Raw genomic sequence first — 24,506 nt, forward strand, 5'->3', positions numbered from 1 at the left:
AACATATATTATGGAAAATCTTGCGTATTTACACTTGGCTTTTGCCTACGAAGATAGCGAATCTATTCAACTAGTTCCTTTTGTATTCAACAAAGCCGCCGCACCAAACTGGAAAAGGCTTTCTGGTAAGGCTTGGAAGTATATGCTTCCCCTCGTGTTAATGCTGTCTATCCTCAGTTCTGTCAGCAGCGTCTTTGCGTTACAAAAAGGTGATCAAGATGGTTCTGTGAGGAATCTCAAACAACAGTTGACAACAGCAGATTTTCACCAAACTAAAATCACACAAATATATGCAGTTCCCACAGAAAACACTGACTGGCAGTTTCAAAATGTGGCTAATGTCACAGTCAATGACATTATCGAAATTGACACTTCACAAAACGTAGAAACTGGTAAAAAATCACCTGCAAGTAACTCAGTCACTACTGCAACGGCAACAAATACCAAAATCCCTATCATTTACCCGGTAACTCACAAACGCCAAAATCCTCATTTACTTACTAAAGGGGATGAAGGTGAAGATGTCAGAATTTTGCAAGAACGCTTGCGAATCGCTGGCTTTTATTATGGGAATGCTACTGGCATATTTGGGCCAATTACCGAAGAAGGTGTAAAAAGATTTCAACAGGCTTATAAATTAAGTGCTGATGGTGTTGTTGGTGCAGCGACACTTGCCAAATTACCAACCATTGATACAGCTAGTGAAGCGACTCCCAAGAAAACAGTTAATCATCAACTCAGTTTAGGCGATCGCGGTGAAGCTGTCAGAATTCTCCAAGAACATCTCATCAAAGCTGGATATTTACAGGGTCCCCCCAATGGTTACTATGGTTCATACACAGCAGATGCTATCAACCGCTTTCAGAAAGCGCATCGTCTCAATATAAACAGTATTGCCGACACAACTACCCGCATGAAGTTACATAGCCTGGCTAAAACTTCACCCAAGAGTGATTTTAGTATCTTAGAAATCCAAATGCGACTCCAAGAACGAGGTTTCTATAAAGGTCAACTCAACGGCATGATGGCAGATGACACCAAAAAAGCAATCAAGCGAGCGCAGGAATTTTACGGTATCAGTTTCAGGGATATCAAAAGCGGAGGCTTTTAAACCATCCGCTGAGATTTTGTAGCCAGATCCCCTCACCAATTGATACCATCCGCTCACAGTAAATTATTGTAGGGTGAATTTGAGTTTCTTGCCTTGTATTCTACCCAGGTGTTAAAGCGGCATGAGCGCCCTTTGGCACTTGGGACAGACAGCATGAATTGTCAGTTGACAGTCAAGGAGGTGAAAACCTTCTTTTTGGGCTGTTTTAGCGCCAATTTTCAAAATGGATTCGTTCTTGAACTCAATCGTGGTGTTGCACTTCACACAAATTAGGTGATGGTGGTGATGGGGATAAGGTTGGTTAAGTTCATAATGTTTATGTCCTTCACCCAATTCTAGTTCCCGCAAAATGCCCATTCTCGCCATCAACTTCAAAGTCCGATAGATAGTTGATAGACTGATGCCTTCACCGTCAGTTTCTAACCGATGATAAAGATCCTCAGCGCTTAAATGTTCACCTTGCGGAAGTTCCTGAAAAATGTGTAGGATTATTTCACGCTGGGGAGTTAAACGCCAGCCTCGGTCGTTTAGTTCTGCCTTGAGTGAACCAGTTGTGTAGACAGTCATACTAAATTTTCTCAACAAAGCCCGTTAATTGAGAATATAACAAATTTTTACCCCGATTTGCAACAACCATATCTTATTGAGAATATTTGGTAATTGGTAATTGGTAATTGGTAATTGGTAATTGGTAATTGGTAATTGGTAATTGGTAATTGGTAATTGGTAATTGGTAATTGGTGATTGGTGATTGGGAAAAATCATCTTCCCCTGCTCCCTGCTCCCTGCACCCTATTCCCATATTCCCTATTCCCTATTCCCTTTACTAAGTTAAAGACTCCAAATAGTCTCTGATAAGATTACGGCGCTTGGGTTGACGTAGTTTTTGCAAAGCTTTAGATTCAATTTGTCTTACTCGTTCCCGTGATAAATCAAGGGCGCGGCCAATTTCGGCTAATGAGTAAGCATGACCATCTGACAAACCAAACCGCATCAGGATAACATCACGCTCACGGCTAGTTAAATCGTCGAGAAGATTATGCAAATCTTTTTGTAAAGATTCTCGCATTAACATTTCTTCTGGGGTGACGCTATCAGTTTCTAGCAATTCCCCTAATTCTGTATCTTTATCCTTACCTACCTTTGTTTCCAAAGAAACAGAACGAGGTACTCTTAACAACACTTCCCTGACTTGAGTAGGTGTCATATCTAATTCAATTGCTAGGTCTTCTAGGGTGGGAGTGCGACCTTTTTCTTGGGCAATTTTACGGTTGTGCCTTTTTAATTTTGTTGAGTTTTTCTGTAATATGTACAGGGAGGCGAATTGTGCGACTAGAAGTAGCGATCGCTCTGGTAATTCCCTGACGAATCCACCAATACGCATAAGTACTAAAGCGATAACCCTTTGTGGGGTCAAATTTCTCCACGGCTCGCTCTAAGCCAAGAGTCCCTTCTTGGACTAAATCTAACAATTCCAAACCACGATTTTGATATTTTTTAGCTACAGAAACCACTAAGCGAAGATTCGCTTTAATCATGTGTTCTTTAGCTTGTAGTCCTTGTGACTGAATTTTCTCTAGTTCTAGCACTGTCAATTCGGCAATTTCCGCCCAGCGACGTTTACCTTCTGACAAAGTAGGCTTGAGATTCGATAATTCAATACCCGCAGTAGTAGCCCATCTTTCCAAAGATGGACGATGTCCTAATTCAGAGGATAAACGCTCTTGAACTTCAATTAATCGCTGATAAGGTACAATCACCTCGTCACCTTGCTTGGCGGCGTTAGCCAGTACTATCCGCAACCGCAAATATCGCTGTACTTTTTGAGCTTCGGAAACTTCTTCATCTCTTCCTAACAACCGCACCCGACCAATTTCTTGCAGGTATAGACGTACTAAATCTGTACTGCGTCGGTTGTTGTTAGCAGCTAAATTATGAGGATCAACAGCAGCTATTTCCAAATCTTGCAAATCGTCTAGCGACAAATCGCCGTCATTGACGTTTAGATCAGAGTCTAAAGTTGGTCTAGATTTTTGGGAATCGTAGGCTGCATCTGTATAAAAGGATGTTGCTGGCATAAAGTCTTAATTACTCCAGGTAAAAATAAATTACGGTCAGCTAAAATTACGGTCAGCTAATCAACTGTTGCTATTGTTCCCGTAATTCACGATGAACTAACAAAATTGAGATTTATAGTACAATTCTTTGCAAAAAGTTGTACGAGTGCAAAAAAGTAGAAGGCGGAAGGCAGAAAGCAGGAGAGAATAAAGCAAGTTTTATCAGCTTTTTGACCTTTTTTAACTGGATAGTTATTTTCGCCATGCCGCACTAGTTAATATGGCATTTTTTAGGAACATTAACCGTTATTTTTATAACAGGGTATAAAGATATTCCTAGTAATTTTGCTGTTGATAAACCACATAGTTATATTTACATGACTATGGTGGTAATTTCCTGACGATTTAATAATTTTTTTAGTGATTATTTGGTAATTAGTTGCTGTGAATTACGAAATAATGCTGATAGCACCATGTGGCATAAGCCATAACTTATTGGTTATACTCTGGCTTGATCTCCCTTAACATTAGTTCATCTAGTGCCTGTTCAGGTGTAACCTCAGTCTCCAGTAACCGATAAACTTGCTCTGTAATAGGGATAGTAATATGTTGTTGCTGGGATATTTGCATCAAAACTCGACAAGTGTTCACTCCTTCAGCCGTTCCTGGTAAATTGGTAAGAATTTCTGTCAGCGTTTTACCATTAGCCAACTGATAACCCACTTGGTAATTGCGACTTAAGGGGCTGTTGCAGGTTGCTAACAAATCCCCTAGACCAGCTAAACCGTAAAATGTTTCCGTCTTTGCACCCAAGACTTTACCAATGCGAACCATTTCTGTCAAGCCGCGAGTGACTAAAGCCGCTTTGGCATTAGTTCCTAGATGTAAACCATCACAGACACCGGCTGCGATCGCTATTACGTTTTTGAGTGTACCACCCAATTCAACACCCACCGGGTCAGGATTGGTATAAACACGAAAACGACTAGAAGAAAATACCAGTTGCACCATTTCAGCAGCAGCAGAATTTTTGCTGGCTACTACCGTTGCAGCTGGTAATTCCTGTTCAATTTCTTTTGATAAATTAGGCCCCGATAAAACCACTACTGCATGATCAGGAAATTCTGATTGCCAAATTTGCGACGGTGTGAGTGTGGTTTGCGGATCTAAACCTTTTGTCGCGGTGATAAAAATTGTCTGTGGAGATAAGGGGCAAGATTTTACTACAGAAGCTACATCTCTCACCCCTTTCATGGAAATAGCAGACAGGGCTATATCAGCACCTTGTAAAACTGCTGCCAATGTTTGCGAGCTTTGACGCGACCACAAACGCACTTGATGACCCTTCGCCCGCGCCAAATTTGCTAAGGCTGTACCCCAAGCACCAGCACCCAGAATAACAACAGATTTTGGAATTGGAATTGGAATTGGTGTTGGCGGTAGCCTGCCGTTAGGCATATGGTGATTGGTCATTGGTCATTGGTGATTGGTCAAGAAATTTCTTCCCCTGCCTTCTATCGCGGGTAGAGTTTCATTAACTCCCTAACTTGCTCTGCATGGTATGAACTTCTTGTCAATGGAGAAGCAACAATCTGAAGGAAACCTAGTTCTTCTCCATAAACTTTCCACGCTGCAAATTGTTCTGGAGTAATAAAATCAGCTACCTGCAAGTGTTTTTGACTGGGTTGGAGGTATTGCCCAATTGTCAAGATATCACAATCCACCGCTCGTAAATCTTCCATGACTTGGCGAACTTCAGCATCAGTTTCACCTAAGCCCACCATAACGCCGGATTTGGTGTATGTGCTGGGAGAAATTTGGCGCGATCGTTGTAATAATTCCATCGTCCGCTCATAATTACCTTGGGGACGTACTCGACGATATAAGCGTGATATCGTTTCTGTATTATGGTTCAGAACCTCTGGAGCAGCTTGAAGAATGATTTCCAGGGCATTCCAATTACCGCATAAATCAGGAATTAATACCTCAATTGTCGTGTTAGGTGATATGGTACGAACTGCGTTAATACACTGTATAAACTGAGATGCACCACCATCTGGTAAATCATCTCGATTCACAGAAGTAATCACAACATGATTAAGTTGCATCCGTCGGACAGCTTCTGCTAGTCGTGCAGGTTCGCTCGGATCTAGAGGTTGAGGTTTTTTTTCAAAATCAATATCGCAATAAGGACAAGCCCTGGTGCAAGCCGGCCCCATAATCAAGAATGTGGCAGTGCCAGCATTGAAACACTCGCCAATATTGGGACAGGACGCTTCTTCGCAAACCGTATTGAGCGATAAATCCCGCAAAATTTCTTTAACGTTACCAACGCGCTCCCACTGAGGCGCTTTTACCCGCAACCAGTCTGGTTTTACAGTCACAATCCACTTTTACCACTGAAGTTATACAAATATAATGGTAGCAAGCAAAGACCAGGGTGTGAAAAAGAGACTTTTGTGCAGGGGGAAATGACTTCTTCCTTCTGCCGTGAAGCGGAGCGAAACATGGGTATTCGACCCCACTGCGCCCTGATGAGTTAATCTATGTTTAAAGTCTAAAAATAATGTTAAAGTTCAGCATATTTACTTGGGAAAGATGAATTATCTCTCTGTCAACTGGATTGCCAAGAGATTCGGCAAGGTGTCGCTACAAACCTTGTTGATTGTGCCATTTGTACTGCAAACGGTGGGAGTTGTTGCCTTAGTAGGTTATTTGTCCTACCGCAGCGGAAAGGTGGCAGTAGAAAACTTGGCAGATAAGTTGATGGATCAAACAGCGAAACGGATTAGTGATCGCCTCAACACCTCCCTGCAAACTCAACAACAAGCAGTTGCAGTCAATCACCGCAATACCCGGCAAGGTTTGCTCAACATCAATAACATTGAGCAAGTACAAAATCATTTGTGGCAGCAAATTAATTCATTTCCTTCATTGATATATACCTATTTTGTCACCGAAGCGGGAGATGAAATAGGCTACGGACGTTTGGTTAGTCAGGAAGCGATCGCACAAGGCAAAAAGCTAACCGGGGAAAAGTTAAAGATTGGTACGCTTTACTCAAGCCAAATCAGGACAGCACAGCCAAAAAACCGAAACTATTATTTGGTAAATGAACAGGGTAAATCCAGAAAAATGCTGCATACCCTAACAATGGATAACAGCAAAATGTCCTGGTATCTTCATGCCAAAGCAGCCAAGAAACAAACTTGGGCTCCAATTTTTGTTTACCGAGCTTTTTCCACATTGGGTCTCTATGCTGTGGCTCCTGTCTATGATGCTAATGGAAAATTTCAAGGTATTTTTGGTTCTGGTACTGTGTTGTCAGATATCAGTACATTTTTGAGCCAACTGAAATTCTCACCTTCAGGACAAACGTTTATCCTAGAGCGTTCTGGTGATTTGGTTGCCACATCAACCTTAGAAATACCCTTTATCAAGCACGACAAGAAACCACCGATACGGTTGCCAGCGATTCATAGTCAAGATGCCCGAACAAAGGCAGTTGCGACCCAAATGCAGCAGCAATATGGTGATTTCCAGCAAATTCGAGCTAGTCATACTTTTAAAGTAGCGTTGAGAGAAGAAATACTGTTTGCTCACGTTGATCCTTACGGAGATGAATACGGTCTCGATTGGTTGGTGGTGACAGTTATTCCTGCGTCTGACTTTATGGGAGAAATTCAGGCAAATACCAATTCCACGATTTTGTTATGTGGGCTGACATTATTTATCGTCACCAGCATGGGAATACTTACAGCAGGTTGGATTACTCGACCAATTATTCAGCTAAGTCGAGCTAGTCAGGCATTAGCAGCGGGAGAATGGCAGCAGCCTTTACCAGAAAATGCAGCGATCGCAGAGTTGCAAATTTTAGCAGCATCCTTTAATCGCATGGGTGAGCAACTCCAAAAAGCTATTCAAAAATCAGAAGAAAAATTTGCCAAAGTACTTTGTGCTAGCCCCGATCCCATTACTCTTATCAATCTTACAGATGGAAGTTATCTGGCTGTAAATGACGAATTTCTTACCCTCACAGGCTATACCAATGAGGAAGTAATCGGTCATACAATGGATGAATTAAATTTGTTAGTTCATGCCCAACAAGCACAAGAAATTTACCATCAGTTACAAACTCAGCAGACAATTCACAATTATGAAATGGAGTGGCGCAGCAAATCAGGAGAAATCAAAACTGGATTGCTCTCTTCAGAATTGATCGAGCTAGAGGATGATATATTTGTGCTTTCAGTTTTTAAAGACATTAGCAATGTTTACAATGAGCTTCGTTTACGCCAAAAAGCTGAAGCAGAGTTACGCGAAAGCAATCACTTTATCCAACAAGTTGCAGATTATTCACCGCAAATTTTATATATTTTAAACCCAAATACTTGGGCTAATCTATATGTTAATCGTCAGTCCATAGAGATTTTAGGATATACACCTGAAGAGTTTTTGCAAGGGGGTTCTCAGTTTTTCTTAGACATCTTGCATCCTGAAGATTTACCTTTGCTGTCCCGAAATATAGCTCACTGGAAAATTGCCCGCGATGGTGAAATTTTAACTACTGAATATCGGATGCGGCATAAGAATGGTTCTTGGTGTTGGTTGCGATCGCGTGATGTAGTTTTTGCTAGAGATGAAAATCATCAAGTCATCAAAATCCTCGGTACTGCCCAAGATATCAGTGAAAGCAAACAAGTTGAAGCTGCTCTAGAAAAAGAATTAATTCGCACTAGAATACTTTTCAATACTTCCTTTGATGGCATTGTTATTTTAGACAGTAAAGGTAAAGTATTAGACTCTAATTTGAGCTTTGCAAAGATGCTCGGTTATACCTTAGAAGAAGTCAAAACTTTGTATGTTTCTGATTGGGATGCTAAATGGACAAAAGCAGAAATTCAAAAGTTAATTGAGGAAGTTAATCTCAAAAAAAGAGTCTTATTTGAAACTCGCTATCGTCGTCAAGACGGTTTGATCTACGATGTAGAAATTAGTGCCAACAGCGTAAATTGGGATAACGAAATAATACAGTTCTGTATTTGTCGTGATATCACCCAACGTAAACAGATAGAAGCCGCTCTACAACAAGCCCACAATCAGATTACCTTTCATATTGAAAATACTCCATTAGCCACTATTATCTGGAATGATCAATTTCAAGTTCAAGAGTGGTCAAAACAAGCTGAAAAAATATTTGGCTGGAGCGTAGCAGAAGTATTGAATAAAAATATGTTCGATTGGCAATTTATTTTTGAGGAAGATTTAGAGCAAGTAAAATCTGAAGCAGAAAGATTAATAAGTAAAGAAAGTAGTATTTGTAATAATCGCAATTATCGAAAAAACGGTTCTGTAATTCACTGTCAATGGTTCAACTCAACTCTTCTAGACGAATTTGGTAATCTGATTTCTATTCTATCTTTCGTCCAAGATGTGAGTGATCGCGTTCAAGCTGAATTAGAACTCCAACAAGCAAAAGAAGCCGCAGAAGCTGCAAACCAAGCTAAAAGCGCTTTTCTGGCAAATATGAGCCACGAACTTCGGACTCCCCTCAACGCTATTCTGGGGTTCGCTCAACTCATGAATTGGGACTCTAAACTACTCCCAGAACATCAAGAACAGATCAAACTCATTTATAGCAGTGGAGAGCATTTACTTAAGCTGATCAATGAAATTCTTGAACTATCCAAAATTGAAGCTGGAATCATGACTTTGGATAAGCAAGAGATTGATTTATTTGAACTACTTAACTCATTAAACAGTATGTTTAGTCAGCAAATAAGAAAAAAGAGATTGCAGTTACACCAGGAAATTTTGCCCCAAGTTCCTCAATACATCATTGTTGATGCTCAAAAGTTGCAACAGATATTGATTAATTTAGTTGGTAACGCCATTAAATTTACTCAAAAAGGCAGCATTTATCTATCTGTTTCCTTAGTAAATCAGCCCACAAAATCCAGTTCTGAATTTAATAACCTCTCTTATATACAATTCCAGGTTATTGACACCGGAATCGGCATCGCTCCTCAAGATTTAGATATAATTTTTGATGCCTTTACCCAAGCGCCAGCCGGTCAGCACAGCCTCCATGAAGGGACAGGACTTGGACTCGCCATTAGTCGTCGGTTAGTGCAGTTAATGGGTGGAGAAATTATACTCAACAGTACTTTCGGAAAAGGTAGTACATTTCAGTTTACAATTCCAGTTGTGGTGGTCACAGGAACCCATATAAAACCTAAAAAACCGACTCAAAGAGTTACCGGACTAGCCACCAACCAACCTAATTATCGGATTTTAGTCGTGGATGACCAGGCTTTAAATCGGCTATTTCTGGTAAAACTGCTCGGTAAATTGAAATTGGAGGTACGAGAAGCCGTAAATGGAGAAGAAGCTATTTCCCTATGGCAAAAATGGCAACCCCACCTTATCTACATGGATATTCGGATGCCAGGATTAGATGGGTATGAAGTGACAAAACAAATTCGCTCTATTGAGCAACCAGATCAATCTACTATCATTATTGCCCTTACGGCTCAAGCTTCTAACGATGATAGCGAAGAGCGAAGCCATCGCCGCCTTGCTATAGAAGCAGGCTGTAATGACTATATCAGTAAACCCTTTCGAGCCGAAACCTTGTTTAGCAAAATGGCTGAACATTTGGATATATGCTACACCTACGACAACCCAGCGCCACCCTCATTAGCCCTCAAGCAAGCATTGACTGCTGAGGATTTGGCGGTTATGCCTCAAGCTTGGGTAGTTGAACTCCGTCAAGCTTCGGTATCTTGTGAACAAACAGCAGTCGAGCAGTTGATTACGCAAATTCCCCCCGAACACTCATCTCTGGCTCTCAGTTTAGACCAACTCACCCAAAACTTTGCCTTTGAGCAGATTATGAAACTAGCACAAACCTATCTTTATGGACAGAAACCATAAGCAGAGATAGATTTCGTTTTGTGGGAAGCAAGTTATTTTTATTATTTTAGGGATTTTTGTGATATCATGGCCTAATAATTGGAATTTTTATGACGGGATGTGGCGCAGCTTGGTAGCGCACTTCGTTCGGGACGAAGGGGCCGCTGGTTCGAATCCAGTCATCCCGATTTTACTGTTGTTGTACGTTATTTCCTCCCTGTTTTTGGGGTCTGAGCCACCCAGTCCAAACCCACTTGCACGAATTTCAATAACCACCTACTTTAAATCTATCGGTGGCCTGTCATTACTCCAAGCCCACCAAACATGACCACAATGACAATGGTAGAATTCTTGCCACTTACGACGATGATCTGCGGTGCTGACAGGCGATCGCCTATTTAGCCAAACTTCTACCGCTTCTCGACTGCTGGAGTGACATTTGGGACAGAAAAATTCATAAGCGTGAATAGCCTGATCTGTCCATTCTGGTGGAGTGGGAGCAAAAGCATCCATATAATTAAAATCTTTGCAGTGAAGTCTTGGTAGTAATTTAATATACGAATATTATTATGCCTAATAATGGACACGATGGAGCCAAATATTGAAATTCGCCGTTTATTAGATGTGATGCCGGCTTCTGGACGCATGATGACCAAAATCGTCAGTAAACCAGAGCAAAAAAAGGTCATATATGCGGCTTTTCCCTTACCCTGGAATCGAGAACGTCCTATATATATTAATTTTGATTTGTGGCGACGTTTAACTAAGCCGCAACGAGATTTGCTACTCCTACATCAGGTTAGCTGGTTGACTGGGGTGAAGTGGATAAAACCAGATATTTATCAGGGTGTGGTTTTAGCGGGGTTATTAGGTGGAGTAGTAGAAGTTGCTCAATCTGATGTGGTTGGTGTGGTTATCGCTGGGGGATTAAGTGCTTTTGCTGGTGTGCGGATATGGCGCATGAATCAATCACAAGAGTCAGAAATAACCGCCGATATAACCGCCCTTCGCATTGCCCAAAGACGCAATTATTCAGAAACAGAAGCCGCACAGCATTTGTTAACCGCCATCGAGACGGTAGCCAAGATAGAAGGGCGTTCTGGTTTAGATTTTAACGAATTAATTCGTTGTCAAAACTTGAGAGCTATTTCAGGTTTATCCCCCGCAGGTATTCCAGAAAATTATCAATAGATTTGAATTGGAGCAAAACGAAATTGACATTAGCATTGGGCATGATAGAAGTATACGGTGTTCCCACAGCAGTGGAAGCAGCAGACGCAATGTGTAAAGCTGCCCGTATCACTTTTGTTGGTTATGAAAATACAGATTTAGGAAGAATTACGATTTTAATTCGCGGTGATATCGGTGAAGTAAATATGGCAGTAAATCAGGGACTAGAATCTGTTTTAAAAGTTAATGGTGGTGAAATACTTTCTCATCACATTATTCCTCGTCCTCATGAAAATTTAGAATATGTTTTGCCAATTCATCAAAGTGCAAATATTGCCCAATTTAATGCCGATATTCGTTTTCCCTCATCCCTGAGTAATTAAAATTTATGAATTCCCCATTTTCTCGTATGAATGCGATCCAATCGCCAATTATTCCCGTTGTTGGAGAACTTATCAAAAACTCTCCTGGTACAATTTCTCTCGGACAAGGTGTAGTTCACTATAGCCCACCACCGGAAGCAATAGAACTATTACCAAAATTCTTAGCTGAACCGAAAAATCACCTTTATAAAGCTGTTGTAGGTATCCCCGAATTATTAACAGTATTAACAGCCAAATTATCAAAGTTTAACGGCATTGATATTAACGGAGAAAATTGTATTGTTGTCACAGCCGGCAGCAATATGGGTTTTATGAATGCCGTTTTAGCAATTACTTCCCCAGGTGACGAAATTATATTAAATACACCATACTATTTCAATCATGAAATGGCGATTAAAATGGCTGGTTGTCATCCGGTATTAGTAGAAACGGATGAAAATTATCAATTAGTTCCTGAAGGAATAGCCCAAGCAATTACATCTAAAACCCGTGCTGTCGTTACAATTTCGCCAAATAATCCCACGGGGATAGTTTATCCAAAAAAATTATTATATCAAGTTAATGAAATTTGTCGGGAACGAGGTATTTACCACATTAGTGATGAAGCTTATGAATATTTTACTTATGACGGAGTAAAGCATCTTTCCCCTGGTGCATTTCCGGGAAGCAGTGAATATACAATTTCGCTGTATAGTCTTTCCAAAGCTTATGGTTTCGCTAGTTGGCGTATTGGCTATATGGTGATTCCCCAACACCTGCTAAATGCAGTCAAAAAAGTGCAAGATACGATTTTGATTTGTCCCCCTGTGGTTTCCCAATATGCTGCTGTAGGGGCGTTACAGGCAAAGGATGACTACTTAAGAGATAATATCAGTGCGATCGCACAAGTTAGACAATTAGTTCTAAACACACTCAGGCAACTCCAAGGTTTATGTACTGTTACCCCCGCAGACGGTGCTTTCTACTTTTTCTTGAAAGTGCATACCCAAATGGATGCTTTTGAATTAGTTAAAAGATTGATTCAAGAACATCAAGTAGCAGTTATCCCTGGTACTACATTTGGCATGAAAGACGGTTGTTATTTACGCGTTGCTTATGGTGCATTGCGACAAGAAACAGCAAAAGTAGGGATAGAAAGATTAGTTAAAGGCATAAAATCAATTATATCTTGAATGAGTAGCTATATTTCAGTAACCAAATTTGAATAAGTCTGTCCTATAATGTTTAATTGCCCAGTTGCCTGCGTGCTGCTGCTAAAATTAACCGATGTTCTGCACGAGCGATCGCATTATATGTCCTTTCCACCGCTTCTGGTTCCACTGAAATAGAAGTAATTCCCCATTCCACCAACTTATCAATAATCTCTGGATACAGTGCTGGTGCTTGTCCGCAGATTGAACAAGGAATCCCCCCAGCTTTGGCTGTTTTAATTAATTGAGCGATCGCACCCATAACAGCAGGATGACGCTCATCGAATATGTTTGCTAGTTCTCCTTGCTCTCTATCCACCCCTAAAATTAATTGCGTGAGGTCATTTGTGCCAATAGAAATACCTGCCGCACCCGCTTTAATATATTCTGGCAATAAAAACAGCACACTTGGTACTTCTGCCATTATCCATAATTGAAAAGAGGAATTCTGCGTTAACCCAGCTTGCTCAACTTTATGCCGACAAAATACAAATTCTTCCACAGTCCGCACAAAAGGCAACATCAAATTTATATTACTATAACCACTTTTTTGTACAGCCGTCAAAGCCTTTAATTCTAATTCAAAAATTGCGGGATTGCGTACATAACTTAAAGTCCCATGTTCACCCAACATTGATTGTGATGAAGATTGTTTATTATCACTTAATGAAGGTAAATCTTGGGTTCTCCAATCCAAAGACCGATATAAAATCGGACGTGGTGCAAAAGCCCGCGCAAATTTTTTAATCTGCTCAGATAAAGTTTCTAATAATTCTGTTTGTCTGCCACCCAAAAGCCAAGCATGAGGATTTTGCCCCTCCAAAATATTCAACACCATCAATTCTGAACGTAACAATCCCACACCATCTACAGGTAAATTTTGGACTTTTTCAATCAGGCTAGGCTGACTGAGATTAACTAATAGTTGGGTAGCAATCATGGGTAAGTGTTTAGCATTGCTAAATCCGTACTGAGACTGTTCTGACTTATCATTCTGTGGTGCGGTGGTGTTTTTGTATAATGAAATTTTCTCGCCATCTCCCCATATCCCCACCTCACCATCAAAAACTTTATCACCTTCTGCTCTGCTACGATAAACCTCTCCTCTCTCACCATCAAGTAATATTAGTTCACCAGTTTGAATCAGGTTGGTAGCATTGGTGGCGTTAACTACAGCCGGAATACCCAATTCTCTAGACAAAATCGCCCCATGACTGGTTAATCCCCCTCTTTCTGTAATAATTCCCACCACTTCATGTAATAAAGGCAACCAATCAGGAGTGATTGCTGGTGCAATTACAATCACGCCCTTGGGGATTTGTGCTGGTTTGGGTTGGGAACTCACAATCACATAAGCATTAGCCTTCACACGTCCCCTCGCAGCCCCTATGCCTTTGAGGAAGTGTAAGCTGGGAATTACAGATGGAGGGTTACTAACTTGAGTGATGTAGAGTTTGGGGTCTGAAGTTGCGTCGGTAATTGTCCACTTCATTGTTAACTTTGCACCTAGTTCACTCACTAGTTGATTGCCTAAAATAATTACTTGTTGTAAGTGATTTTCTGATAAAGCATACTGTTTTTGTTGATACTCACTCAGTAGGGAGACAAGCAAACAATTGTTATCTGTTATTGATGTCGATCTAGATAGGGATTCCTCAGTAGTTACAGATGTAGGATCATGAAGATGATAAGCGAGAATTTTATTTCCCAATTGTTGTTCTTTGACAACTCCTGTTTTTTCGTGGATATAGTGAACATCTGGTAATACTTCACCATTGGTAATTGCTACTCCTAATCCACAAGTGGCCTCAATTTCTGAGCTTAAGGCGTTAGCGTTGAATAAACCGGAAGCGATCGCATTTTCAACTGGTTGTACCAACACCGCTAAATTAATTTTTTGTAAATTAATACCTACACTCTGCCAATATAGTAGGCTTCTGGCACGAAACAACTGACTCCACACAGCCTTTAATGCTTGAGCGATCGCTTCTTCATCACATAAACAAAACACCGAATCCAGCAAGCCAGAAATATTGCCCACCGTTTGGGTAACAGATGATACTGCTAATGTTGGACGCAAAATTAAACATTTTTTTTCCCACATTCTCGCAGCCTCAAAAATCTTACTCACCCAATGCTGTGGCACATGAGCCGAAATAATTTCCTCCCGCAAGCGGCCAGCCACCTGTTGAAGTTGTTGCCAATTAGCTACATCCAAATGCAGGGAAGAATAGGGCAAATCAGCCACTAAAGACTCTGAACTATTGAGGGTTTCTAGAAATTGCCGCCAAACATCTGCCGAAACCACAAAACCAGGCATTACTGGATAGCCCCGTTGCATAATTCTGCTCAAATAAAACGCTTTATCACCAACTTTGGCGCGGTCTTGTAATTTAATTTGGTCAAGCCAGTAGAGTTGTTCCACTCAATTATTTAGGTATCAGTTGTGGAGTTGCAATTATTATTATCCACCGATGAGTAGCCGTTTCACCCACCAAATAAGCGATCGCAAAAATTTCTTACTCCTTTAATTACGTTGTCAAGTACTCAATTTAGTTTAAAGTAGTTATGGTATTATTTATACAACAGACATTATTGACAACCTCTTACTACATTGCCAGCAATGATTGGGTAAATATCTCCTTTCGGCTATGTTTTGCATTGTTGATGGGTGGAATGATTGGCTTGGAACGTCAACGGAGAGACAAACCAGCCGGTTTACGAACTCATATGTTAGTGACTTTGGGTTCAGCTATATTTACTATTATTGCTATCCAAATAGGTGGAAAAGAAATAAATCCTGATGCTCTCAGTCGTGTTATTCAAGGTATTGCAGCTGGAGTGGGCTTTCTCGGTACGGGAGAAATTTTGCGTTCATCTTCTCAACAACCTAAATTAGCAGAAATTCATGGACTTACTTCTGCGGCAGCTATATGGGTTTCAGCATCTTTAGGCATTGCTTCTGGGTGTGGTTTATGGCAGCTAGGATTAATTGGTACTGTGTTGACAGTTGTGGTTCTCAATCTTGTTAAAAAAGTAGAAAAATCTCATTAGTCAAATGTAATAATTCAGGAGTCAGGAGACGCTACGCAGACCTGCGGTTCAGAATGCTTATGACATGAAGAATCGAGAGAAGTGAGATTTTATCAAAATCATCAAAGTTGACTAAAAAAGCTTTATTCTCCTGACTTTTGTATTTTCTATCCTGAATACTGACAGTAAAACAATTTTAGGTTTTGAATCGATCCAAAAGATAAATATGGAAGATTAGATAATTAATGAACTATTGGTTATTTGTAAAAGTAAACAATGTCAGTGCCTTGGCAAAAATTTCTTCATCTGCTCTTGTCTGAAGAATTGATTTTACTATATTAATAAATTCAATATCAGATACATCATCGTTGTTTATAGTTTTACTAGCCGCATAGAAATTAACATCATCAACAGATAATTCATTGGTAATACCTGTTTGTAATTTAGTATTATCAATATGCCAGGAAAGCGATTTACCACGTAATGTAAATTGAAACCAGATAATTTGCTCATTTTTTAACTCCAAAAAAATATCAAAATAAGGTTCTCCTCCTTGTAACCAAATTTTTACTGTATTTTCTTGTTGACATGGTTTCAGTAGCTTTGGTTCAATAGCTCTCAATGATGCACCTAATGATGCAATTTCGTTTTTATCTACATTATAATTTCTGTGATTCATTTCTAAATTAGTTACCGGATAATTCAAGAATACAATTACCAAAAGTTGAGAGAGAGAAACCTTAAATTCTTTATTTATAGCAACGAACAGGGTAGTGAAGACATCAATAAATGATAAATATCTTCTATCAAATGGTTTTACTAATGGATGAGTATTAATTACTATAAATATGTAAGGATTCAGGATACGGAATGTTTGATATGGCAAGGAATAGGTAATAGGGAACAGAAGAGAAAAATATTCTTTCTGACTCCTGACTCCTGACTCCTGACTCCTGACTCCGAACTCCGAACTCCTAAATTCTTACATAAATATTTACGCCGACTCACTTATCTCTCCTGCTTGCACGAAGAGAATTTGCGAATATTTTAACCACTGAGAGTCAAAAGAACCCAAATGAGTAGTAGTAATTAATGTTTGAAAACGGTCTTGAATGGCATCAAGCAATTGATTTTGGCGTGATGGGTCTAATTCTGCTAAGACATCATCTAGTAAAAGTAAAGGAGGCTCTTGGACGACTTCTTCAATTAATTGTAATTCTGCTAATTTTAAAGCCAGAACCAGTGTTCGTTGCTGACCTTGGGAGCCATATTGGCGAGCAGGTGTTTGGTTAATAATTAATTCTACTTCATCACGGTGCGGTCCGACTAAAGTAGTACCTCGGTGCAATTCAACCACAGAACGCTGTTGAATTTTGGCTAAAAAAGCTTGTTGGACTGCTTCGGCATGATTGTTTTCGAGAGGGACATTAGGCGCATAGTTGATTTGCAAAAATTCTGTGCTTCCGCTAATACTAGTGTGCCATGCAGCCGCGATGGGTGCTAATTTTTGGATAGCTCTTTCCCTTCTGATAATTACCCTTGTTCCTGTGGTAACTAACTGTGCATCCCAAATTGCTAATTCTGATTGTAGCGATTTAACAGGTTTGTCTATCTGACGTTTTAAAAAAGCATTGCGTTGACGTAAGACCTGATTATATTGCTGCAAAATGTGAGCATAAACTGGTTCGAGTTGAATTAAGAGTGTATCTAACCAATTACGGCGACTTTCGGGGCTACCGCGTACTAGTTCTAAATCTAAGCTGGAAAACTCAACTGCATTGATAACACCAAGAAAGTCCATTTGTCGGCGGAATATTTCGCCATTAATAGCGACACTGCGACGAGCATGACGGCGGAGGGTGAGGGTTAATTCACTGATACCTGCGGCTCGTTCTAGGGTGGCGTTGATTTGGGCTACAGCTTCCCCATCCCTAATTAAATCACGATCGCGTGCCATCCGATGCGATCGCAATGTGGCTAACAACTCCACTGCCTCCAACAAATTCGATTTTCCCTGAGCATTATTACCCACCAAAATTGTTTTGGCAGCATTAAACTCAACTTTTTGGTCTTGATAATTGCGAAACTGTCGGAGGTGTAGGGTTTTGAGGTACATGGAATTGGAGGCAGGGTGCAGGGTGCGGAGGGCAGGGGGTAGGGGAAATATAAATCTTTGTCTTCCCCAACTCCTGAACACTTCATCAAACAGTCTTTTTACCTATCAAGCGGAAAAATATTTTTTCTCCTTCAATCCAGACAAACATTAAGGCACTGAAACCGATACAAATTCCTAATTCCGAGAGACTTAATTCATGAGTACCAAAGAAAGCTCGCAGGGGTGGAACGTAAATTAACATCAATTGCAAAATCGTTGTCACAATTACAGATCCCAGTACAAAGAGATTAGAAAAGGGATTCATTTCAATTGTGAGTTGGTTGTTAGAACGAATTGCGATCGCATGACCCATTTGGGCAATACACAGAGTAGTAAATACCATTGTCTTCCAAGTATCAGGATTACCCGGATACCCTGCTGCATGGGTGTAATTATAAGCCCACGACATCAAAGCAATAGAAATGATCGCAAATACAATCCCAATCCGAACCATATAAGCACCTAACCCTCTAGCGAAAATACTTTCGCGGGGACTAAAAGGTGGGCGCTGCATGACATCTGGTTCTGGGGGTTCTACAGCTAATGCCAAAGCAGGTAAACCATCCGTTACCAAGTTCATCCAGAGAATTTGCAACGGTGTGAGAGGAACACCTCCTAAGCCCATTAGAGGTGCAGCCGCAATGGTGAGAACTTCGCCAATATTACTACCCAAAATGTATTTAATAAAACGGCGAATGTTGGTGTAAACAACTCTACCTTCTTTGGTAGCGGCAACTATGGTGGCAAAGTTGTCATCTAGTAATACCATATCACTGGCTTCTTTGCTGACATCTGTACCTGTAATACCCATGGCGATGCCGATATCGGCTTGTTTGAGGGCGGGGGCATCGTTGACACCATCTCCTGTCATAGCCACAAATCGACCACGCCGTTGCAGTGCTTGGACGATTCTCAGTTTGTGTTCTGGAGAAACTCTGGCGTAAATACTGACTAAATCAACTTGTTCTTCTAGTTCTTGGTCAGTCATGCGTTGCAATTCTTGACCGGTGAGAACTCTAGCATCGGCATCAGCTATTCCTAAATCTAAAGCGATCGCTCGTGCTGTTAATTGGTGGTCGCCGGTAATCATAATGGGGCGAATCCCCGCTTGGCGACACTCTGCCACAGATGCCCTTACTTCCGGGCGTGGCGCGTCTAACATTCCCACTAAGCCCAACCATACCAAACCGTTTTCAGATGTGTCCTCTGAGGCTTCTGGAGGCACTTCTGACAGAGGTTTGTAGGCAAAACCTAATACTCTTAAACCTTGACTCGCCATTTGGTCATTTGCTGCCAAAATTTGAGTGCGTTGTTCTTCGTTAATGGGAGTTGAGGTATCGCCCACATAAATTTCCGTACAACGTGCCAAGGTTAATTCTGGGGAACCCTTAGTAAACATTAAATATTGTTCAGATTCTAAGAATCCAGCAATTACTGGGTCAACCCCATTCATCGCCGGTTCGCCTGTGGCAACTGCTTCTGCTTGACAAATTACACTCATACGTTTCCGTTCTGAAGAAAAGGGAAACTCAGATACACGGGGTAATTTACTTTGCCACTGGTCTTTTTCAATGCCAGCTTTTCCTGCCAATGTTACCAAAGCGCCTTCTGTGGGGTCGCCCAAAATAGCCCATACGCCGGCTTCTTTTTGCAGCACCGAGTCATTACACACAGCACAAGCAACAAGCAAAGCCGATATTTCTGGATTTTCATCTAGATCAATTTTTTGTCCATCTAACTGAAAATCTCCTTCAGGAGTATAACCTTCTCCCGTTACCCGGAAAGCTTTTTGATTGGTATAAACTGACTGCACCACCATTTTGTTTTGAGTCAAAGTCCCGGTTTTATCGGAACAAATGGTAGTGACAGAACCTAATGTTTCTACCGCTGGGAGTTTGCGAATCAAGGCATGGTGGCGTACCATGCGCTGAGTTCCCAGGGCTAAGGTAACGGTAATTACGGCAGGTAAACCTTCAGGAACTACAGCCACAGCCATACTCAGGGAAACTTCTAGCAAATCTTGTAAGTTGCTAAAACCTCTGGCTTGGATAATACCACCGACTACGACAATTGCTACGAGGATCAAAGAACCTGATACCAGCACATTACCCAATTGAGTCATGCGCTGCTGTAGGGGCGTGGGTTCACTGTCCACCGACTGCAACATAGTGGCAATTTTGCCCAGTTCCGTTGTCATGCCAGTGTTGGTAACAAGAACTTTAGCCCGTCCTTGGACTACTTCGGTTCCTTGAAAAACTAAATTAATGCGATCGCCTAAAGCCGCATCTTCTGGTAATGTGAGAACTGCCTGCTTATTTACAGCTTCAGCTTCACCCGTCAGTGCCGACTCCCGCACTTGTAAGTTTGACTGTTCTATTAAGCGTCCATCAGCGGATATTTGCACACCAGCTTCTAGCAACATCACATCCCCAGGTACTAATTCTTTCCCTGCTACATCAGCCAGCTTACCGTTACGGATAATGCGGACTGAGGGAGAGGACAGTTTTTTCAGGGCTGCTAAGGCTTTTTCAGCACGGCTTTCTTGCACATAACCCAAAATACCATTGAGGACAACAATCGCCATAATCGCAATTGTGTCTTTGAATGGCACCTCACCAACTTTTAATGTCCCTTGTCGCAACGCCCAGAAATCTAAAAAACCAGAAATGAGAGCTACACCAATCAGCATTAACAACATGATGTTTGTAAACTGATCTAGTAGAATCTGCCAAGGGCTACGGCCACCATGTTCTTCTAGTTCATTGGTTCCGTATTTTTGCAAACGTTGTTCAACTTCTTGAGGTGTTAAGCCACGGTCTGCGTTACTATCAAGCAGGTCTAAAGCTTTATCAACCTCCAAACTATGCCAAACTACGGCACCTTCAGGTAAAGAATGAGCAGACATCGTGTAAGTCACAGGAAATGGTTACAAAATTCGATCATAATTGAGTGGTGGCAGGAAAACCATCAACTCAAGTTACTTTGGGACTGGGGTTTGGAAACTAGGGACTGGGAACTGGGGACTGGGAGATGGGGACTGGGGAGGTTAACAACCCAATTACTAATTACTAATTGCCAATTACCAATTACCAATTACCAATAAAATAATATGAGTTCTGCACTCCCTAGTTTTACTGTTAGCCAGATGTTTGGGCAAAGAACAATCCGACCGCTTACTGCTGCCAGCCTATGTGGTATTGCTTTCATCAAAGATAGACTTATCGCTATCGACACCATCAAAGGGCATCTACTGGAGATTGACCTTAACTCCGATAACAGCACCATTATTAATCCCCACCAAGTCAAAGAATTTAACGAAGTCACTGGTTTAGCAGTGTGGGAAGATACGCTATGGGTCAGCCGTGGTAATAGTGTTTATTTATGTAAACTCTCTTCTTTAGGTTTGGAGCATTTTGTTACTTTACCTTATTCTGCTGACGGTGTTGCTGTGTGGGAATCAACAGTTTATGTCAGCTGTCATCGACTTGGCTATATTCTGGTTTTTGACCTCGATACACGCAAAGAAATTACCAGATTTTATGCCCCTGGTGTTGGTATAGAAAATTTGGCAGTTACCCAGGAAACGCTTTGGGTTTGCGATCGCACAGAACAAACAGTTTACTTCATAGACAGGGCAACTGGAGAAATTCAATTCAGTGTTCTCACTCCCTTTGCATCTCCTACAGGCATAGCAGTTCATAAAAATTCCGATACAAATCAGGAAAAGATTTACATCGCTTATGCCAATGAAGAGCCTTATATTCGAGATAACCCCAACGCCGAACCCAATCACGAGCTAACCTATCGGGATGTTACCTTCATTCACCCCCTCCATTATCATTACGAACCCAATCAGCGTTACGCCCTTTCCAATGGTTATCTCATAGAAATGTCCTACGTGGAAGAAATTTCTCCCCTAGATGAAGTTTATTTACCCAATGTAGAATGGCGTATTGCCCTACCATCAGAAACTGAACGTCAAAAAGTCAAACAAGTTGAAGCAGTTGGTTTACCCTTCACAGAAGAAATTATTGATGGTCAACGGGTCGCAGTCTTTAAGTTTGATTCCCTTACCCCTGGTGAACGTCACATATTTGGCTGGAAAGCACTTTTGGAAGTTCGAGGAATTAAATATCGCATCACACCAAAAGATGTAGAAGAAGTGTCTGAATTGACATCAGAATTACAAAGTCGCTATTTGGTTGATGATGATGATTTAGCAATGGATACGGCTATTGTTCGCCGTGCAGCCCGTGAAGCAGTCGGTTCAGAAACCAATGTGTTACGGAAAATGTACAATATCCGTAATTATGTATATGATGAGTTATCTTATGGCATTAAACCACACATCGACACGCCAGATATAGTTTTAGAACGGGGTATTGGCTCCTGTGGCGAATATGTAGGTGTGCTATTAGCTTTGTGCCGTTTGAATGGCGTTCCCTGCCGAACTGTAGGTAGATATAAATGCCCCCCTTATGGTGAACAACAGGGAGTTCCACTGCAACCTGATTTTAATCATGTCTGGCTAGAATTCTACATCCCTAATTTTGGTTGGGTGCCAATGGAATCCAATCCTGATGATACAGGCGAAGGTGGGCCTTATCCTACACGCTTTTTTATGGGATTATGCTGGTATCATATTGAAATTGGCAAAGGTGTTACTTTTGAAACTTTGATCAGTAACGGTCAGCGGTTAACTAAAGAAGAGACATCCATTGGCGATTTGGCTATTAACCATATTCGGTTTACAATTCTTAAAGAATTGCCGCCTTTCTAATTCGGAAATTAGCAACTGGGAACTTGTAGTTAGCAATGGGGTATTAGGTAGAAGCATTTTTTAGTGCATTTACCCGAAATTTGCCCTTTGCTGCAAGTTTCTTGCCTTACTTAATCAAAAGTTTACCCTTGTACAGCGAAAATTTATGTTCCCTTTAATAAAAAACTCAGTAATTTTTCGGAATCGGTAGTAAGCTGTTAATATGTCAATATTCAATAGAAATATGGAGTTAAAAATAGTCAAAATATTTGAAAACCCGAATTTCTGCGGTTGACATACCCAACTTTAAATATGAGAAATAACATATAAGTAAGTTTGTAAACGGTAATAACAGGTGAATAATTGCATTAGTTCTGAATCTGAAAAAACTGTGGAACAAACACCCTCCGCCAAGATAGCCAGTGGTAGGCTAGAATACCTACACAATTATCATCACTGTTTTCAAGAAGAACAGTTGATATATCAACATTTTCTGCATTTGGTGCAAATGGAATCCCCTGGCCAAATGATTGAGCGTTTTCGGTGTTTATTTATTGAACGGGCTAATTATCCTGAGCCTGAAATTATCACGATTTTAGATAAAATTACATCATGCAAGAACGCAACAGAAGATTTTAAATTCTTTCTAAACCGTTGTTGCCACATTTTAATTAACCGCTGGTATATGCAATTGGGGTTGCATCATGCTATTGCTGAGTTAATCAACTTATTTGAAACTCCATCTAATAGATTAGGCATAAATAGCTTCCGTGTAAGAGAAATTAGACGCTTGCGTGAGCTAGTGCAGATTTTCTCTGACAGTGAGCAGTATTTGATCTTGCGACGATTTAGTCAAATAGTTAGTCAAACTTCTAAATTAAATCAAAGTCAAGATAATCAACCTTTGATCAATTTGATTAGTCGCTATCCTTATTTATATGAACATTGTTTAATTAGTGAAGACTCTACTTTTGAACAACAGGAAACAGTTAGACACTTTCAAACAAAGGTGCAGAGAAAATTTGAAATCGATCTATCACAATACGTAACTTATAAAGTCCGTCGAGTTCAGATTTTAAGCAAAGTTTCTCCATCTGAGGCAAATCGGATGTTGCGCCATGTTAATAATCCTACTTTATTAAGCGATCGCGATCTTTACAGCACTCTCAAACAATTTATTGGTAATGCCGAAAATGGCCATACCTATCAAGAAGGAGCGCAAAAGTTCTTAAAATACAGCAGTCAAACTGTCAAATTTCATGATTTCAAAGATGATTTATATGAATATTTGATATCATCTGTTGATGGACAATATGTCAAAAATCAATTTAGTCAGCGCCTATACACTCATTTACAAAATACATTACCCCAAGCGGATTACCAGAAACCCAATGATTTCTTGCTGGTGAGAACTTGCAGCCAGCTACTAAACTTCTTAGTTGTCAACAGCCAAGCGTCACCTCAACACTCAACATTTTTGGATTTGATTAGTAACCAAGGTTCATTAACAACCATTGGGTTGTTGTTAAAAGTTGTATTAATTTGTCATAAAGTCAAACCATATTTAGAAAAAAGATTTGCAATTCTGTTTAACCACTATGAATCGGCTACGACTGAGAGCATTATTTGGTTAGTGAAAACATTAGAACAATTAAATATTGCTATGAGTATTAATTTTGGGGAAATTGACTTATCATTTTTTAAGCAGTTTTGTTAAAAATAAAATCGAGTTT

At 40.5% G+C, this 24,506-nt stretch carries 17 protein-coding genes, 1 tRNA gene and 1 pseudogene; 9 read left to right on the plus strand and 10 right to left on the minus strand.

Annotated features, from left to right (window positions below; all coding sequences use genetic code 11):
* Positions 1–10: 10 nt before the first annotated feature.
* Positions 11–1,111, plus strand: coding sequence for a peptidoglycan-binding domain-containing protein (locus ACOWPH_RS08385; protein WP_015214947.1), 1,101 nt, complete (start codon positions 11–13; stop codon positions 1,109–1,111).
* 111 nt (positions 1,112–1,222) lie between these two features.
* Here ACOWPH_RS08385 and ACOWPH_RS08390 read toward each other — a convergent pair whose 3' ends face one another.
* The 5 genes and pseudogenes from ACOWPH_RS08390 to lipA all read right to left on the minus strand — a co-directional run bounded on the left by ACOWPH_RS08390 (position 1,223) and on the right by lipA (position 5,552).
* On the minus strand, positions 1,223–1,678 hold the full coding sequence (locus ACOWPH_RS08390) for a Fur family transcriptional regulator (RefSeq protein WP_015214948.1): 456 nt from the start codon (positions 1,676–1,678) through the stop codon (positions 1,223–1,225).
* A 73-nt stretch (positions 1,679–1,751) separates the two neighbouring features.
* Complete coding sequence (locus ACOWPH_RS08395) at positions 1,752–1,913, minus strand: alpha/beta hydrolase (protein ID WP_096713141.1); 162 nt, start codon at positions 1,911–1,913, stop codon at positions 1,752–1,754.
* Between the two features lie 24 nt (positions 1,914–1,937).
* Positions 1,938–3,189: pseudogene (gene sigC / locus ACOWPH_RS08400) on the minus strand (RNA polymerase sigma factor SigC).
* 471 nt (positions 3,190–3,660) lie between these two features.
* Positions 3,661–4,626 (minus strand): NAD(P)H-dependent glycerol-3-phosphate dehydrogenase, encoded by a 966-nt coding sequence (locus tag ACOWPH_RS08405; protein WP_015214950.1) that lies wholly within the window; start codon positions 4,624–4,626, stop codon positions 3,661–3,663.
* 56 nt (positions 4,627–4,682) lie between these two features.
* Positions 4,683–5,552: a lipoyl synthase gene (gene lipA, locus ACOWPH_RS08410; RefSeq protein ID WP_015214951.1), complete on the minus strand. Its 870-nt coding sequence runs from the start codon at positions 5,550–5,552 to the stop codon at positions 4,683–4,685.
* 214 nt (positions 5,553–5,766) lie between these two features.
* On the opposite strand from lipA, the gene ACOWPH_RS08415 reads away from it, so the two are divergent.
* Together ACOWPH_RS08415 and ACOWPH_RS08420 are read left to right on the plus strand one after the other, a co-directional pair.
* Positions 5,767–10,104, plus strand: a complete 4,338-nt coding sequence (locus tag ACOWPH_RS08415; RefSeq protein ID WP_015214952.1) for a PAS domain S-box protein — start codon at positions 5,767–5,769, stop codon at positions 10,102–10,104.
* Positions 10,105–10,197: 93 nt separating this feature from the next.
* A tRNA-Pro gene (locus ACOWPH_RS08420) sits at positions 10,198–10,271 on the plus strand.
* Between the two features lie 88 nt (positions 10,272–10,359).
* Here ACOWPH_RS08420 and ACOWPH_RS08425 read toward each other — a convergent pair.
* Complete coding sequence (locus ACOWPH_RS08425) at positions 10,360–10,596, minus strand: hypothetical protein (RefSeq protein ID WP_015214953.1); 237 nt, start codon at positions 10,594–10,596, stop codon at positions 10,360–10,362.
* Positions 10,597–10,671: 75 nt separating this feature from the next.
* On the opposite strand from ACOWPH_RS08425, the gene ACOWPH_RS08430 reads away from it, so the two are divergent.
* Genes ACOWPH_RS08430 through ACOWPH_RS08440 form a run of 3 tightly spaced genes read left to right on the plus strand, consistent with a single transcriptional unit; the run spans position 10,672 to position 12,808 of the window.
* The gene (locus ACOWPH_RS08430) at positions 10,672–11,274 is read left to right on the plus strand and encodes a DUF3318 domain-containing protein (protein ID WP_042465020.1); all 603 of its coding nucleotides are present in this window, start codon (positions 10,672–10,674) and stop codon (positions 11,272–11,274) included.
* A gap of 23 nt (positions 11,275–11,297) precedes the next feature.
* A complete protein-coding gene (locus ACOWPH_RS08435) occupies positions 11,298–11,636 on the plus strand; it encodes a carbon dioxide-concentrating mechanism protein CcmK (RefSeq protein ID WP_015214955.1) in 339 nt (112 codons plus the stop codon).
* 5 nt (positions 11,637–11,641) lie between these two features.
* Positions 11,642–12,808 (plus strand): pyridoxal phosphate-dependent aminotransferase, encoded by a 1,167-nt coding sequence (locus tag ACOWPH_RS08440; RefSeq protein WP_015214956.1) that lies wholly within the window; start codon positions 11,642–11,644, stop codon positions 12,806–12,808.
* Between the two features lie 52 nt (positions 12,809–12,860).
* Here ACOWPH_RS08440 and ACOWPH_RS08445 read toward each other — a convergent pair whose 3' ends face one another.
* Positions 12,861–15,251 carry a putative PEP-binding protein gene (locus ACOWPH_RS08445; protein WP_015214957.1) on the minus strand — a complete coding sequence of 797 codons (2,391 nt, stop codon included), beginning with the start codon at positions 15,249–15,251 and terminating at the stop codon, positions 12,861–12,863.
* A gap of 143 nt (positions 15,252–15,394) precedes the next feature.
* Here ACOWPH_RS08445 and ACOWPH_RS08450 point away from each other — a divergent pair, with 143 nt between their 5' ends.
* Positions 15,395–15,880 (plus strand): MgtC/SapB family protein, encoded by a 486-nt coding sequence (locus ACOWPH_RS08450; protein WP_015214958.1) that lies wholly within the window; start codon positions 15,395–15,397, stop codon positions 15,878–15,880.
* Between the two features lie 229 nt (positions 15,881–16,109).
* On the opposite strand, the gene ACOWPH_RS08455 is transcribed toward ACOWPH_RS08450, so the two are convergent.
* The 3 genes from ACOWPH_RS08455 to ACOWPH_RS08465 form a co-directional block, all read right to left on the minus strand.
* Entirely contained in the window at positions 16,110–16,745 is a 636-nt protein-coding gene (locus ACOWPH_RS08455; RefSeq protein ID WP_015214959.1) for a hypothetical protein, read from the minus strand.
* A gap of 108 nt (positions 16,746–16,853) precedes the next feature.
* The gene (recF, locus tag ACOWPH_RS08460; protein ID WP_015214960.1) at positions 16,854–17,975 is read right to left on the minus strand and encodes a DNA replication/repair protein RecF; all 1,122 of its coding nucleotides are present in this window, start codon (positions 17,973–17,975) and stop codon (positions 16,854–16,856) included.
* A gap of 85 nt (positions 17,976–18,060) precedes the next feature.
* Positions 18,061–20,919 (minus strand): cation-translocating P-type ATPase, encoded by a 2,859-nt coding sequence (locus ACOWPH_RS08465; protein WP_015214961.1) that lies wholly within the window; start codon positions 20,917–20,919, stop codon positions 18,061–18,063.
* Between the two features lie 204 nt (positions 20,920–21,123).
* On the opposite strand from ACOWPH_RS08465, the gene ACOWPH_RS08470 reads away from it, so the two are divergent.
* Positions 21,124–22,794 carry a transglutaminase domain-containing protein gene (locus ACOWPH_RS08470; RefSeq protein WP_015214962.1) on the plus strand — a complete coding sequence of 557 codons (1,671 nt, stop codon included), beginning with the start codon at positions 21,124–21,126 and terminating at the stop codon, positions 22,792–22,794.
* 334 nt (positions 22,795–23,128) lie between these two features.
* Positions 23,129–24,490, plus strand: coding sequence for a hypothetical protein (locus tag ACOWPH_RS08475; RefSeq protein WP_015214963.1), 1,362 nt, complete (start codon positions 23,129–23,131; stop codon positions 24,488–24,490).
* The last annotated feature ends 16 nt before the right edge of the window (positions 24,491–24,506 follow it).

It is taken from the genome of Anabaena sp. PCC 7938, assembly GCF_049315035.1.
Classification (GTDB): Bacteria; Cyanobacteriota; Cyanobacteriia; order Cyanobacteriales; family Nostocaceae; genus Anabaena; species Anabaena cylindrica.